The 13,262-nt window shown below is 63.9% G+C and carries 15 protein-coding genes; 9 read left to right on the top strand and 6 right to left on the bottom strand.

Going from position 1 to position 13,262, the window contains the following annotated elements:
• The first annotated feature begins 83 nt into the window (after positions 1-83).
• The 3 genes from NLM15_RS04275 to NLM15_RS04265 all read left to right on the top strand — a co-directional run bounded on the left by NLM15_RS04275 (position 84) and on the right by NLM15_RS04265 (position 1,496).
• On the top strand, positions 84-248 hold the full coding sequence (locus NLM15_RS04275; RefSeq protein ID WP_254115543.1) for a hypothetical protein: 165 nt from the start codon (positions 84-86) through the stop codon (positions 246-248).
• Entirely contained in the window at positions 245-454 is a 210-nt protein-coding gene (locus NLM15_RS04270; protein ID WP_018643417.1) for a hypothetical protein, read from the top strand. The genes NLM15_RS04275 and NLM15_RS04270 overlap by 4 nt, the downstream gene beginning before the upstream one ends.
• 106 nt (positions 455-560) lie before the next feature.
• Positions 561-1,496 (top strand): AEC family transporter, encoded by a 936-nt coding sequence (locus NLM15_RS04265; RefSeq protein ID WP_254115541.1) that lies wholly within the window; start codon positions 561-563, stop codon positions 1,494-1,496.
• A 62-nt stretch (positions 1,497-1,558) separates the two neighbouring features.
• Here the strand turns inward: NLM15_RS04265 and NLM15_RS04260 are convergent, their stop codons facing one another.
• Both NLM15_RS04260 and NLM15_RS04255 read right to left on the bottom strand, forming a co-directional pair.
• Positions 1,559-1,843: a hypothetical protein gene (locus NLM15_RS04260; protein ID WP_254115534.1), complete on the bottom strand. Its 285-nt coding sequence runs from the start codon at positions 1,841-1,843 to the stop codon at positions 1,559-1,561.
• Positions 1,844-1,968: 125 nt separating this feature from the next.
• Positions 1,969-2,310, bottom strand: a complete 342-nt coding sequence (locus NLM15_RS04255) for a hypothetical protein (RefSeq protein WP_254115532.1) — start codon at positions 2,308-2,310, stop codon at positions 1,969-1,971.
• 120 nt (positions 2,311-2,430) lie between these two features.
• On the opposite strand from NLM15_RS04255, the gene NLM15_RS04250 reads away from it, so the two are divergent.
• The 4 genes from NLM15_RS04250 to NLM15_RS04235 all read left to right on the top strand — a co-directional run bounded on the left by NLM15_RS04250 (position 2,431) and on the right by NLM15_RS04235 (position 7,308).
• A complete protein-coding gene (locus NLM15_RS04250; protein ID WP_254115530.1) occupies positions 2,431-2,751 on the top strand; it encodes a hypothetical protein in 321 nt (106 codons plus the stop codon).
• 224 nt (positions 2,752-2,975) lie between these two features.
• The gene (locus tag NLM15_RS04245) at positions 2,976-3,701 is read left to right on the top strand and encodes an outer membrane protein (protein ID WP_254115528.1); all 726 of its coding nucleotides are present in this window, start codon (positions 2,976-2,978) and stop codon (positions 3,699-3,701) included.
• A 166-nt stretch (positions 3,702-3,867) separates the two neighbouring features.
• Positions 3,868-6,030: a methyl-accepting chemotaxis protein gene (locus tag NLM15_RS04240; protein ID WP_254115526.1), complete on the top strand. Its 2,163-nt coding sequence runs from the start codon at positions 3,868-3,870 to the stop codon at positions 6,028-6,030.
• A gap of 216 nt (positions 6,031-6,246) precedes the next feature.
• Positions 6,247-7,308, top strand: coding sequence for an MBL fold metallo-hydrolase (locus NLM15_RS04235; protein WP_254115524.1), 1,062 nt, complete (start codon positions 6,247-6,249; stop codon positions 7,306-7,308).
• A gap of 61 nt (positions 7,309-7,369) precedes the next feature.
• Here the strand turns inward: NLM15_RS04235 and aroQ are convergent, their stop codons facing one another.
• Genes aroQ through NLM15_RS04215 form a run of 4 tightly spaced genes read right to left on the bottom strand, consistent with a single transcriptional unit; the run spans position 7,370 to position 10,702 of the window.
• A complete protein-coding gene (gene aroQ, locus NLM15_RS04230; protein WP_254115522.1) occupies positions 7,370-7,801 on the bottom strand; it encodes a type II 3-dehydroquinate dehydratase in 432 nt (143 codons plus the stop codon).
• Positions 7,802-7,819: 18 nt separating this feature from the next.
• Positions 7,820-9,100 carry a TRAP transporter large permease gene (locus tag NLM15_RS04225; RefSeq protein ID WP_254115520.1) on the bottom strand — a complete coding sequence of 427 codons (1,281 nt, stop codon included), beginning with the start codon at positions 9,098-9,100 and terminating at the stop codon, positions 7,820-7,822.
• Positions 9,097-9,645: a TRAP transporter small permease gene (locus NLM15_RS04220; protein WP_254115511.1), complete on the bottom strand. Its 549-nt coding sequence runs from the start codon at positions 9,643-9,645 to the stop codon at positions 9,097-9,099. Before NLM15_RS04220 ends, NLM15_RS04225 begins: the two co-directional genes overlap by 4 nt.
• 28 nt (positions 9,646-9,673) lie before the next feature.
• Positions 9,674-10,702, bottom strand: a complete 1,029-nt coding sequence (locus NLM15_RS04215; protein WP_254115509.1) for a TRAP transporter substrate-binding protein — start codon at positions 10,700-10,702, stop codon at positions 9,674-9,676.
• A 159-nt stretch (positions 10,703-10,861) separates the two neighbouring features.
• On the opposite strand from NLM15_RS04215, the gene NLM15_RS04210 reads away from it, so the two are divergent.
• Positions 10,862-11,596: a GntR family transcriptional regulator gene (locus NLM15_RS04210; protein WP_254115507.1), complete on the top strand. Its 735-nt coding sequence runs from the start codon at positions 10,862-10,864 to the stop codon at positions 11,594-11,596.
• Positions 11,597-11,795: 199 nt separating this feature from the next.
• Positions 11,796-13,025 carry a 5-aminolevulinate synthase gene (gene hemA, locus NLM15_RS04205; protein WP_254115499.1) on the top strand — a complete coding sequence of 410 codons (1,230 nt, stop codon included), beginning with the start codon at positions 11,796-11,798 and terminating at the stop codon, positions 13,023-13,025.
• Positions 13,026-13,262 lie beyond the last annotated feature (237 nt).

The raw sequence follows: 13,262 nt of genomic DNA, 5'->3' as shown, positions 1-13,262 counted from the left end.
TTCAAAGCTGCAAGCGGCGTCCCTATATGCATGGCATGACATTCATCATCTTATGATGATGCCGACCAACGTTTGGAGCGAACATGGGCGAAGTGATTCAGTTTGTCTCGAGGTCCGAGCGCGAGCGAGAGCGCCTCATTCGGGAAGCGCGTGCGATCTACGACAGCATCTTCCCGCCGGCCGATCTGGCGAGCGAACAGCAGGCCGGAGCCGGTGCTCGTCGCAGCGACGGGGGTAACCGCCCGTGATCAAGATCATTGCCGTACTCTGTAGCCTCGCCTCTCCGACCAATTGTCACGAGCAGATCGTCACCACGTCGGACTTCGCTCAGGTCTCGGTGCAGTCCTGCCTGATGGGTGCACCACAACTCGCCGAGTGGATGAACCAGCATCCGGCCGAGCGTCTGGCCGCATGGCGCTGCGTGATCGGCCAGCAGGCCGGCAGAGGCATCTGAGGCGTGCGAAGCCGCCGCTGACCGGAGCGGCGCGATCCGATTGAACCGTGACGAGCAGGCATCGCCAAGCTAGGATGGCGCAACTGCTTGGCAGAGGGGAAGCCGGATGGAGGTCGCCAGCCTCGTTCTTCCCGTGTTCGCAATCATCGTCACCGGCTGGCTTGCCGGCGAACTCGGTTATCTCTCCCGCTCGCTTGCGGACGCGCTGGTGCATTTTGCCTACAATGTGGCGATGCCGGCGCTGCTGATCGTCACGATCGCCCAGGAGCCGGCGCGCAACCTGCTGGAATGGCGCTTCCTGCTCGCTTTCGGAGGCGGCTCCCTCGTCTGCTTCGCGCTGGTCTTCCTGGCGGTGCGTATGGGTGGCAAGCACGATCTCGCCAGCAGCACGATCCATGGAATGGCGGCGGCGATGACCAATACCGGCTTCGTGGCGCTCCCGATCCTGCACGCGATCTACGGCCAGCCCGCCGTCTTGCCCGCCGCAGTGGCGACGGTGTTCGTCGCCGGCGTGATGTTTCCGCTCACAGTCATCCTGCTGGAAAGGAACGCGCGCGGGCCTGCGCATTCCGCCGGACTGGTGAAACAGATCCTGCTCAATCCGATGGTTCTGTCGACGCTGATCGGCCTCGTCTGGGCGATCACGGGCCTGCCGATTCCGGCACCGGTCGCGGCCTATCTGAACATGATCGCCGCCGCGCTCACGCCGTGCGCGCTGTTTGCCATCGGGCTCGGCCTGTCGGTCGACGGCCTGCGATCCAACCTGAAGGCGTCGTTCGCGCTCGCGGCCGTGAAGCTGGTGGTGATGCCGTTGATCGTCTACGGACTTTGCGTGGCCACTGGCCTCAATCCGCTCTACACGGTCGCCGCCGTCATATGCGCGGCCGTGCCGACGGCAAAAACCGTGTATGTGCTGGCGCACGAACACAAGGTCGAGGAGAAGCTGGTCGCGGCCACCGTCTCGGTCACGACGATGCTGTCGGTCGCAACGCTGCTGCTCGCGCTCTACCTGCTCTCCGGCCTCCCGGCGGGCACGCATTGACGGTCACCGGCCGCGTCTTGGCCAGATGCTCTCTGGCCAAATGCTCTCTGGCGGAGTGCTCTCTATTTCGTGGTGTTGCTCCAGGTCGGCACCGAATTGGTCACGCCGACCGACGGCCAGTTGTACGTTCCGACCGAAGGCGCCGTGACCGTCCCGACCGTCTGTCCGGACGATCCGTAGGAGGTCCTCGGCTGCGCCACCGGCGATCCGGCGCCGCTATAGGTCGGGGCTACCACGCCCGTGCTGTGATGCCGGCTCGGCCGGGCCTTCTTCGCTTCAACCGCGAACGGCGCGGCAAGCAGTCCGATCGTGATGAGTGCGGCAATGGCGGGTTTGATGCTTTTCATGAGGGGTTCCCTTCATTCGCTGCGGGTCCATTGTGCCAACTGTTCATTCATCGAAAAATGTCCATAGGCCGCCGTTCATAACTCCGTGCACGCCCGAATGTGCCCGCCCCGGCCACGCGCCGTGGTCATCGTCGCTTCGGGCGACACGCCTTGCGGCCATGTCGCTCCTTCACCTTTGCGACCGAGTGCATCAGCTCCTTGAAGGCGGCGATCGCCTCGTCGTCGGCGAGCGCGTGTTCGGGCCGCGACTCCAGATGCTCGACCACGACCAGCAGCGCGTCCGCGATCTGTCCGATCTGCTTGCCATAGCCGGCGACATCGGACAGCACGTCCTTCTCGACATCTGGCGCCGAGGATTGCCCCACCGTGATGTTGACGAGGCCGAACTGGCCGCCGGCGGGACTGAAGAACGACGGATAGATGGACTGGACGACATCCCCTGACAGGGGCAGCTTGAACACGGGCATGCGATTCCCCTCGCTGAGCTCGACCGGCACGGACACACTATCACGATCGTGCCCGCCTTCGGATGGACCCGAATCAGCGCTAGTGCATTGCCTGCAGTGACTTCCCTGGACGCAAGCAGCATGACCGGCCCCGAACTGAAGCAGCTCCGCAAAGACCTCTCCGATGCCCTCGAGCGCAAGCTCACCGCGGCCGACATGGCCAAGCTTTGCGGACTGCCGGAGAAGGGCGGCGCCGACACCATCCGGCGCTGGGAGGTGAGCGGGCCGACGCCGTCCGCGACCAAGGTGCTGCGGGTGCTCGCGATGGCGAGCGATCGCTATCCGATCATGGAGAAGTTCGACATCTTCGATCGCCACGACGTGCGCGAGGAAGACCGGCCCGCCAAGCGCGCGGCCTTCCGCGAGCAGATGCGCGATGAAGCGCGGCGGCGTCTTGGTTAACGAGATACGCGCGCGAGTTACCAGAGGCGCGCGAAGTTAAGCCTTCCTTCACCACTTCTTAAGCCGGCATTAAGCACGAAAATCATTTGCAGCCCAATAAGTTAGGTTGGCTGCCGCTGTGCCACGCATGTGACAGCATTTTCGTCAAAAGCGAGCTATCTGCAAAACCAACGACGGCGCGGGAAGCGCGCCTGCCGGGGACCAAAGTGCTGGAGTTCAAGACGATGAAGAAGATTTTGTTTGCGACCGTTGCCCTGCTCGTGGTGAGCGCCGCCGCGCCGGCCGTCGGCGCCGATCTCGGCAACCGCAACTACTACAAGGCGCCCGCGCCGGCCTATGCCGCGCCGATCTACAACTGGACCGGCTTCTATATTGGTGGCCATGTCGGCGGCGCCTTCTCCAGCGACAACAATTTCAACGGCCTCTCCACCGGCAACAACGGCAATGGCCGTTTCCTCGGCGGCGTGCAGGTCGGTGCGGACTGGCAGTTCAATCCGAACTTCGTGGTCGGCGTCGAAGGCCAGTATTCCTGGCTCTCCGGCAGCGTCGGCGCGGTGTTTCCGGGCGGCATCGCCTACACCAACGACCAGCGTGGCCTCGGCTCGATCACCGGCCGCGTCGGCTACACCTGGGGTCCGGGCCTGCTCTACGTGAAGGGCGGCTACGCCTATTCGGACAACAACGAGAAGGTGACGGTTGCCGGCGTGCCGACCGCCTTCCTCATCACCGGCGATCACCGCAACGGCTACACCGTCGGCGCCGGCCTCGAATACATGTTCGCTCCGAACTGGTCGGCCAAGGCCGAGTATCAGTACTACAATTTCGGCGACGCGAGCTTCACCGGCGGTCCGCTGGCGGGCACCGGCAGCTTCACCACCGACGACCACACCATCAAGGCGGGCGTCAACTACCGCTTCAACTGGGCCAATTCGGCGGTCGCGCGCTACTGATCGCGCCTCAAAAATCTCCTTGCCAACGGGGGCCGGCAACTCTGCCGGCCCTTTCTTTTTTCGCTGTGCGGAACGAACGCAACCGATTGTGCAACTTGCGATTTTTTAACCCGGCCAAAGGATACTCCGCGGCGAAAATATAAAGATCAGGCGTGGGGGAATTTCGATGGCGATCCGTCTTGGTGGCTTTCCTGGCCGTGTCCTCGGCCGTTTCAAGCCTCGCTTCAAGATGCCGAAATGGGGCGTACGAGGCAGCCTTTTCGCCGCCTTCGCATTGATCGCGGGCATGGGCCTCGTGATCGCAGCCGGCGCCGGCTTCGTGTTCAATCATCTCGGCGCGACCATGATGGATCTGAGCGGGCGTGACATTCCCCGCCTCTCCGCCAGCCTGCAACTCGCCTCTCAAAGTGCGACGCTCGCGGCGCAAGGCCCGGGCCTGCTGGCATCGCCCTCCGACGAGGCGCTGAGGGAACGCACCAAGAGCGTGAAGGACATCCAGCAGCTCGCCATGGCCAAGCTCGGCGAGATCATCGAGCTCGGCGCCGACAAGCAGACGGTGACGGCACTGCGCGATACCGCCAAGAGCATCGACGAGGCGACCCAGAGCCTGGTGTCGGCTGCCCGCGAGCGTCTCGACACCGGCGCACTGCACGACAAGCAGTATGAAGCCCTGCGCAAGGCCCAGCTCGCCTTCGTCGGCGCGGCCGGCCCTGCGATGCTGGACGCACAGACGCGCCTGAACGCGATCCTCGGTGCGGCGGAAGTGTCCGCCGATGATGCCACCGAAGCCGCCCGCACCGTCGCCCAGATCTCGACGATCTCCGCCAACGGCAACCTGATGGCCGCGGACATGATGGCGGCGCTCTCGGCCAACAACAGCGACACGCTGGAGGTGATCGAGAAGGAATTCAAGGCGACGCGCGACCGCGTCAAGTCGAACCTCGAGGATCTCCCGAAGATCCCCTCGATGCAGGCCATGCGCGACGCCGTGCAAAAACTGTTCGCCTTCGGCGAGGGCAAGACCGGCGTGTTCAAGATTCGCCAGAAGGAGCTCGACGCCATCGATTACGGCCAGACCATTCTGGACGAGACCCGCAAGCTCAATGTCGGCCTCGGCATCAGCGTGCAGCAGCTCGTCGACGGCGTGCAGAAGGAGACCAACGCGTCGACCTTCCAGGCGCGCCAGGAGATCTCGCTCGCCACCACGGCGATGCTGGCGCTGGGCGCGCTGATGCTGGTCGGCTCGGCGCTGTTCGTCTGGCTCTATGTCGGCCGCAACATCCTGCGGCGGATTGGCGCCCTGCAACAGTCGATGCAGCTGCTCGCGAACGGCGACCTCGAGACCGAGATCTATCGCTCGAAGCACCACAATGACGAGATCTCGGTGATGGCGAACACGCTGCAAGTGTTCCGCGAGAGCATGATCGAGGCCCGCGCGATGTCGAGCGAGCAGGACAAGGACCGTGTTGCCAAGGCCGAGCGTGCTGCGCGCATGGAAGCGAAGATCGCCGAGTTCGAGGGCACGGTGCGCAACGCGCTCGACAATCTCGCGCAGTCTGCCAATTCGATGCAGTCCACCGCGCAGAGCATGTCGAACACCGCCGACCAGTCCAACGCGCTGGTGAACGCAGTCGCGTCCGCCGCGGAGGAGACCTCGGTCAACGTGCAGACCGTGTCATCGGGCACCGAGCAATTGTCCTCCTCGATCGAGGAGATCAGCAAGCAGGTGGTCACCTCGGCCGCGATCGCCAGGAAGGCGGTCGACGAGGCCGGCGCCACCGACACCACGGTGCAGAGTCTCGCCGACAGCGCCAGCCGCATCAGCGTGGTGGTCGACCTGATCCAGACCATCGCCTCGCAGACCAATTTGCTCGCGCTCAACGCCACCATCGAGGCGGCGCGGGCGGGCGAAGCCGGCCGCGGCTTCGCGGTGGTCGCCTCCGAGGTCAAGAGCCTCGCGAGCCAGACCGCGAAAGCGACGGAGGAGATCCGCACCCAGATCGCCAGCATGCAATCGGTCACGACCTCCGCAGTCGGTGCCATCCAGGGCATCGGCCGGATCATCGGCGAGATCAACGACGTGACGACGACGATCGCCGCCGCGGTCGAGGAACAGGGGGCGGCCACCCGCGAAATCGCCCGCAACATCCAGCATGCGGCCGGCGGCACCAGCGAGGTTTCCAGCAACATCGTCGGCGTCTCCACCGCTTCAGCCGAGGCAGGCGCCGCGGCGAGCGAAGTGCTGGGCGCCTCCGACGCGCTCCGCCGCGAAGCCGACATGCTGCGCGGGGAGATCGACGCGTTCCTCAACAACATGCGGGCGGCCTGATCGTCATTCCGGGGCGCCTCGAAGAGGCGAACCCGGAATCTCGCACGACAGTCTCCGGATTCCGGGTTCGCGCTCGCGCGCGCCCCGGAATGACTGCGTTTTTGACGGCCCCAACCGGCACACGGAAAAACGCTGCACGGTATGACCGCCATGCGGAGACCACGACCCGCCCTTTTTCGGCTGGCGCCCCGCCCGTGCTGGGTTTAAGCCGGTAGCATGAGCTCAAAAACCGACACCATGCAGTCCTCGGCCGAGGCCCTGCGTTATCCCTGGGAACAGCATCCAGGCCCCGAACAGGTCGTGGAGATCCGGCCCGGCGTGTTGTGGGCGCGGCTGAAACTGCCGTTCCGCCTCAACCACGTGAACATCTACCTGCTCGCCGACGGCGACGGCTATGCCATGGTCGACGCCGGCTTCGGCAACGAGGAAACGATCGAGGCCTGGACGAAACTGTTCGAGGGGCCGCTGAAGGGCGTCCACATCACACGCCTGATCGTGACGCATTCCCACCCCGACCATGTCGGTCTCGCAGGCTGGATCGTCGAGCGGTTCAACTGCCCGCTGGTGATGTCGCAGGTCGAATATCTGCAATCGGTCTATCACCAGAACCGCGGCACCGAGGAACGGCAGGAAGCGCAGCGGCTGTTCTTCCGCCGCCATGGCATGGACGAGTCGCTCACCGAAAAGCTGCTAGGCCGCGGCCAGGATTATCTCAAGCGCGTCTCGGTGCTGCCGCCGTCCTACCGCCGCATCTCCCATGGCGACGACGTCGTGATCGGCACGCGCCGCTTCAAGGTGATCACCGGCGGCGGGCACGCGCTCGACCAGGTGATGCTGTATTGCGCCGACGACAAGCTGTTCCTCTCCGCCGACCAGGTGCTGAGCAAGATTTCTCCGAACGTGAGCGTGTGGGCGGTCGAACCCAACCAGAACTCGCTCGGCGAATATCTGGCCTCGCTCGCGAGCCTCACCACCACCCTGCCCTATGACTTGCTGGTGCTGCCCGGCCACGGCGTGCCGTTCTACGGGCTGAAGACCCGCATCAAGCAGCTCGCCGACCATCACGAGGAGCGCTGCCGCCTGATCGCGGAAGCCTGCCGCGAGGTGCCGCAGACCTCGCGCGCCCTGGTGCCTGTCGTGTTCAACAAGCACGTGCTGGACGAGCACCAGATGGGCTTTGCCGCCGGCGAACTCGTCGCCCACGTCAACTACATGATCGTCGAGGGCCGGCTGACGGCAGAAACAAAGGACGGCGTGCTCCAGTTCCGGACGACGTGAACGCCTACTTCCCTCGCCCCGCAAGCGGGACGAGGGAGCGCACTGTCTCAGCCGTGCCACCTCACTTCATATTCGCGATCGCGTGCAGCGCCGCGATGTAGCCGAACGGGCCCAGCCCGCAGATCACGCCGGTCGCCACGAACGAGATCTTGGAGTGGCGGTGATATTCGTCGCGGGCGTGGATGTTGGAGATGTGGACTTCCAGCACCGGACCTTCGAACGTCTTGATCGCGTCCATGATCGAGACCGAAGTGAAGGACAGGCCGGCCGGATTGATGACGATGGCATCGGCGTCCTGCCGCGCCGACTGGATCAGATCGACCAGCACACCTTCATGGTTGGACTGGTGGAAGGCGAGCTTGAGCCCGAGCTTCGCGGCCGCTTCCTCGCAACCCGCATTGACCTCTGCGAGCGTCGTGGTGCCGTAGATATGCGGCTCGCGGATGCCGAGCATATTGAGGTTGGGACCGTTGAGGATCATCACGCGCTTCATGGGAAGGTCCTTTGAGAGTTAGCCACCAAACCACTTCGCCGGGCCGGTGACGAGAACGGGAAACAGCGTCAGCAAGGCTAGCACGACAAGCTGCGCGATCATGAAGGGCCAGACGCCGCGGATCAGATCGTCCATCGAGACGCGGGAGACGCCGGCGACGACGTTGAGCACGACGCCGACCGGTGGCGTGATCAGGCCGATGGCGTTGTTGATGATGAAGAGCACGCCGAAATAAACGGGGTCGATACCAGCCTGCTTGACGATCGGCATCAGGATCGGCGTCAGGATCAGGATCGTCGGCGTCATGTCGAGCGCCGTGCCGACGATGACGACGATGATCATCAGTACGATGGTGAGGAGCGTCTGGTTGCCTGCGAACGGTTTTGTCAGCGCCACGATCTGGTCGGAGATTTCGGCGACCGTGATCAGCCAGGACGACACCAGCGCCGCGGCGACAAGGAACATCACGACGGCCGTGGTCTGCGCGGTCGAGACCAGCAGCGCCGGCAGTTGCGACGGCTTGAGCTCGCGATAGACGCCCATTGCCACGACAAGCGAATAGACCGCGACGACAACGGCGGCCTCGGTCGGGGTGAAGATGCCGAAGCGCAGGCCGAAGATGATGATCATCGGCAGCATCAGGGCCCAGAAGCCGTCGATCAGCGCGCGCCAGATCTCGGCAAAGCTCTTGCGCGGCAGGCGCGCCGGGTTCTCCTTGCGCACCACCCACCACCAGGCAACGCACAATCCGACGCCGAGCAGCAGGCCCGGCACGATGCCGGCCAAAAACAGCTTCGAGATCGAGACATTGGCAGCGACGCCGAAGATGACGAAGCCGATCGAGGGCGGGATGACCGGAGCGATGATGCCGCCGGCCGCGACGAGGCCGGCCGCACTGGCACGATTATGGCCGGCGGCGGCCATCATCGGCACCAGCAGCGCACCGAGCGCCGCGGCGTCCGCGACCGCCGAGCCCGACAGCGAGGCCAGGATGCAGGACGTCAGGATCGCGACATAGCCGAGCCCGCCGCGGAAATGGCCGACCAGCGCGATCGCGAAATTGAGGATACGGCGTGCGAGGCCACCGGTGTTCATCACCTCGCCGGCGAGGATGAAAAACGGCACCGCCATCAGCGGGAAGGAATCGACGCCATTGATGACGTTCTGCGCGATGATCTGGGAATCGAACATCGCCAGATAGGTCATCAGCGCAATGCCGCAGATGATCAGCGCGAACGCGATCGGCATCCCGATCGCCATGGCGCCGAGCAGCGAGAAGGTGAAGACGGCGACGGTCATGCCTGCTGCTTTCCGCTCGCCGCGTCAGGAGAATGCGAGAGCTCCTCGGACTCGCTGATGGCGATGAGATCGGCATCGGCGATCTGCCCGGTCACGAGCCGATAGAGCTCATAGACAATGATCACGCAGGAGGAGGCGCCGAACACGATGCCGGCGGCATAGAACAGGCCGACCGAAAGCCCCGACGCCGGCGCCACGGTGTCGGAGTTCAGCACCGTCTGCTTCCAGGAGCCTTCCGTCAGCAGCGCGGCGGCGTAGAGCATCAGCAAATGGCTGAGGCCGTAGCAGACCTTGCGGCCAAGCGGCGGCAGCACCTTGACGAGGCTGTCGACGCCGAGATGGGCGTGCTCCTTCATGCCGATGATCGCGCCCAGGAACACCATCCAGACGAACAGCCAGCGCGACAGCTCTTCCGAGATGGCGATGCCGGAGTTGAAGCCGTAGCGCAGCACGACATTGCCGAACACCAGCACCACCATGGCGGCAAGCAGCACCGCGATCACCGCACGGAGCAGCCAGAAATAGGCATCGACGATCGTCTTCATGATTTCTGGCTTGCTCCGGCGCGACGGCTCAGGGCTTCAGCGCGTGCACGCGATCGAGCTCGCTGTTGAACAGCTTGACGATCGCCGGGTCGTACTCGGCGGAGAACTTTTCCGCGATCGGCTTCGTCTTCACGCGCATGCGGTCGAGCTCGGCCGGCGCGATCTCGTTGATCTCCATGCCCTTCGCCTTGAGCTCGTCGATTGCGGCCTTGGCCTGCTCGCGGCTGACCTTGCGCTGATAGTCGCGCGCCTCGATGGCGGCGTCCTGCAGGATCTTCTGCTCGTCGGGCGAAAGCCCGTCCCAGAACTTCTTGGAGATCAGGATGATGTTGGTCGAATAAGTGTGGTTGGTGACGCTGAGATATTTCTGCACCTCGTAGAACTTGTTCGACAGGATCACCGAGAACGGATTCTCCTGGCCGTCGACGGTGCGGGTCTCGAGCGCGCTGTAGAGCTCCGAAAAGCTCATCGGCACCGGGTTGGCGTTGAAGGCCTTGAAGGTCTCCAGATACACCGGGTTCGGGATCACACGGATCTTGATGCCGTCGAGGTCTTCGCCCCTGGTGATCGGACGCCGGCTGTTGGTGACGTTGCGGAAGCCGAGGTCCCAATAGGCAAGACCGACAAGGCCCTTCTCCGGCAGCTTGGCGAGCAGCGCCGTGCCGAGCGGGCCGTCGAGCAAGGCATCAGCCTGCTGCGGCGTCGACACGATGAACGGGAAGTCGATCAGGCCAAAATCCTTGACGATGCCGACCAGCGAGGTCGTCGCCGGCGACTGCATCTCCTGCGTGCCGGCGCGGAGCGCGGATTGCTGCTGCATCTCGCTGCCGAGCTGATTGGCCGGATATTCGCGCACCTTGATCTTGCCGCCGCTCTTGGCCGCGACAATCTCGACGAATTTCTGCACGCCTTTGCTGACGGGATGGTCGGTGTTGTTGAGGTGCCCCCAGCGGATGGTTCGCTCCTGGATGGCCTGCGCCGAGGCCGACCCCATTGCGCCCAAGGCGATCGCGCCGATCGCCGCCACCCAAGCCAGACATTTGAACCGAACAGGCATCGCGCCCTCCCCCTGATGATCTCGTTCTTAGGGGCGGGAAGCTCTTATATGACGAATTATAAATCAACCTATATTTTTAATTTTGTCGGATAATATAAGAAACGCTTGATAAAGTTACGAAATTTGTCAAAACGCACATCCAAGACGCTAGGATGAGGCATGGACATCTCTCCCGACACGACCGCCGAGACGGTGGGCGACAGCGCCTATCGCCGCATCCGCACCGACCTGATTTTCGGCAAGCTGACGCCGGGCCAGAAGCTGAAGCTCGAACGGATGAGCAGCGCCTATGGCACCAGCATCTCGACGCTGCGCGAGACGCTGAACCGGCTGTGCTCGGAAGGATTCGTCGTCGCAGAAGGCCAGCGCGGCTTCGAGGTCGCGCCGATCTCCGCGACCGAATTCCAGGAGATTGCCGAGCTGCGCGAGCTGCTCGAAGGCCACATGATCGAGAAGTCGTTCGCGGCCGGCGATCTCGACTGGGAAGCGCGGATCGTCTCCGCGCATCACAAGCTCGCGGCGATGGAGCGCATGCTGCTGTCGGGCGAGCGGTCCGATGCGGAGAGCTGGAAACAGTGCGATTTCCAGTTTCATCGCGCACTCGTCGCGGCCTGTGGCTCGAAGGTGCTGCTTGATGCGCATGCCGCCGTCTATGATCGCTATCTGCGCTACCAGATGATCGCCGTGGTATTCCGCGGCGAGATGGCGGCTTCCGAGCATCGCGAGTTGAAGGAGCTCGCGCTGAAGCGCGATGCCAAGGGCGCGGCCAAGGTGCTGCACACCCACATCCATGATTGCGTCGCGCATGCCCTGCGCAATTCGGATTGGTTAAAGCCCGTGGCCGCAATCAAGGACGGACGTGCCGAGCCGCGCAAGAAGACCAAGGCCGGCTAGACCTGCGCACCGACGCATGGTGCAGAGCAACATCACACGTCCTGGTGAACTTGATCGGGATCAAGTTTCAAATCGCACGATAGGGCATTTTGCCCAAATGCACCTCACGGCCATATGTGGGATAGCGCATGGACATTAGAGCTGGAAAAGCTCTAAGAAGATGCGACCCTTTTGGTCAGTTCCGTCTTAGGTTTTGCCGATGGATTACAGCCAGTTCTTCAGTTCCGCGCTCGATCGTCTCCACACCGAGCGGCGCTACCGTGTGTTCGCCGATCTGGAACGCATCGCCGGCCGGTTCCCGCATGCGCTCTGGCACTCGCCCAAGGGCAAGCGCGACGTCGTGATCTGGTGCTCCAACGACTATCTCGGCATGGGCCAGCACCCGAAAGTGGTCGGCGCCATGGTCGAGACCGCGACGCGCGTCGGCACCGGCGCGGGCGGCACCCGCAATATCGCCGGCACGCATCATCCGCTGGTGCAGCTCGAGGCCGAGCTCGCCGATCTCCACGGCAAGGAAGCCTCGCTGCTGTTCACCTCGGGCTATGTCTCGAACCAGACTGGCATCGCGACCATCGCGAAGCTCATTCCGAACTGCCTGATCCTGTCGGACGAGCTCAACCACAATTCGATGATCGAGGGCATCCGCCAGTCCGGCTGCGAGCGCCTCGTGTTCCGCCACAACGACCTCGCCGATCTCGAAGCGCTGTTGAAGGCTGCGGGCCCGAGCCGGCCGAAGCTGATCGCCTGCGAAAGCCTTTATTCGATGGACGGCGACGTCGCCCCGCTCGCAAAAATCTGCGATCTCGCCGAAAAATACGGCGCGATGACCTATGTCGACGAAGTCCACGCGGTCGGCATGTATGGCCCGCGCGGCGGCGGCATCGCCGAGCGTGACGGCGTCATGCATCGCATCGACATTCTCGAAGGCACACTCGCCAAGGCATTCGGCTGCCTTGGCGGCTACATCGCCGCCAACGGCCAGATCATCGACGCCGTGCGCTCCTACGCACCGGGCTTCATCTTCACCACCGCGCTGCCGCCGGCGATCTGCTCGGCCGCAACCGCCGCGATCAAGCATCTGAAGACCTCGAACTGGGAGCGCGAGCGCCACCAGGACCGCGCGGCCCGCGTCAAGGCGATCCTCAACGCCGCCGGCCTTCCCGTGATGTCGAGCGACACCCATATCGTGCCGCTGTTCATCGGCGATGCCGAGAAGTGCAAGCAGGCGTCCGACCTGCTGCTGGAACAGCACGGCATCTACATCCAGCCGATCAACTATCCGACGGTCGCCAAGGGCACCGAGCGCCTGCGCATCACGCCCTCGCCCTATCACGACGACGGCCTGATCGATCAGCTCGCCGAAGCGCTCTTGCAGGTGTGGGACCGTCTCGGTCTGCCGCTCAAGCAGAAGTCGCTGGCAGCGGAGTAGGCTTTCGCGTTCTTCGATCTAACTGTCACCGTCCCCGGGGCCACCCCTCTCCCCGCCCCTCCCCCGCAAGGGGGGAGGGAGCGAGACAGGTGTGCCCACCTCACATCGAAGAATCCCAACTACGCGACGCGGCGCGACTCTCGTCTTTGTCCTAGGTCTCACCTTCGCGACAATCGGCGCTCTCACCGTTCCCTCCCCCTTGCGGGGGAGGGTCAGGGAGGGGGTGCCGCACGAGGA

The sequence above is a fragment of the Bradyrhizobium sp. CCGB20 genome (assembly GCF_024199855.1).
Classification (GTDB): Bacteria; Pseudomonadota; Alphaproteobacteria; order Rhizobiales; family Xanthobacteraceae; genus Bradyrhizobium.
This window is presented reverse-complemented; position numbering and strand designations above follow the sequence as displayed.

Excerpts from the sequence above, each read along its gene's own strand:
- NLM15_RS04275 (WP_254115543.1), top strand. The coding sequence starts at position 84 with ATGGGCGAAGTGATTCAGTTTGTCTCGAGGTCCGAGCGCGAGCGAGAG.
- NLM15_RS04265 (WP_254115541.1), top strand. The coding sequence starts at position 561 with ATGGAGGTCGCCAGCCTCGTTCTTCCCGTGTTCGCAATCATCGTCACC.
- NLM15_RS04260 (WP_254115534.1), bottom strand. The coding sequence starts at position 1,843 with ATGAAAAGCATCAAACCCGCCATTGCCGCACTCATCACGATCGGACTG.
- NLM15_RS04255 (WP_254115532.1), bottom strand. The coding sequence starts at position 2,310 with ATGCCCGTGTTCAAGCTGCCCCTGTCAGGGGATGTCGTCCAGTCCATC.
- NLM15_RS04250 (WP_254115530.1), top strand. The coding sequence starts at position 2,431 with ATGACCGGCCCCGAACTGAAGCAGCTCCGCAAAGACCTCTCCGATGCC.
- NLM15_RS04245 (WP_254115528.1), top strand. The coding sequence starts at position 2,976 with ATGAAGAAGATTTTGTTTGCGACCGTTGCCCTGCTCGTGGTGAGCGCC.
- NLM15_RS04240 (WP_254115526.1), top strand. The coding sequence starts at position 3,868 with ATGGCGATCCGTCTTGGTGGCTTTCCTGGCCGTGTCCTCGGCCGTTTC.
- NLM15_RS04235 (WP_254115524.1), top strand. The coding sequence starts at position 6,247 with ATGAGCTCAAAAACCGACACCATGCAGTCCTCGGCCGAGGCCCTGCGT.
- aroQ (WP_254115522.1), bottom strand. The coding sequence starts at position 7,801 with ATGAAGCGCGTGATGATCCTCAACGGTCCCAACCTCAATATGCTCGGC.
- NLM15_RS04225 (WP_254115520.1), bottom strand. The coding sequence starts at position 9,100 with ATGACCGTCGCCGTCTTCACCTTCTCGCTGCTCGGCGCCATGGCGATC.
- NLM15_RS04220 (WP_254115511.1), bottom strand. The coding sequence starts at position 9,645 with ATGAAGACGATCGTCGATGCCTATTTCTGGCTGCTCCGTGCGGTGATC.
- NLM15_RS04215 (WP_254115509.1), bottom strand. The coding sequence starts at position 10,702 with ATGCCTGTTCGGTTCAAATGTCTGGCTTGGGTGGCGGCGATCGGCGCG.
- NLM15_RS04210 (WP_254115507.1), top strand. The coding sequence starts at position 10,862 with ATGGACATCTCTCCCGACACGACCGCCGAGACGGTGGGCGACAGCGCC.
- hemA (WP_254115499.1), top strand. The coding sequence starts at position 11,796 with ATGGATTACAGCCAGTTCTTCAGTTCCGCGCTCGATCGTCTCCACACC.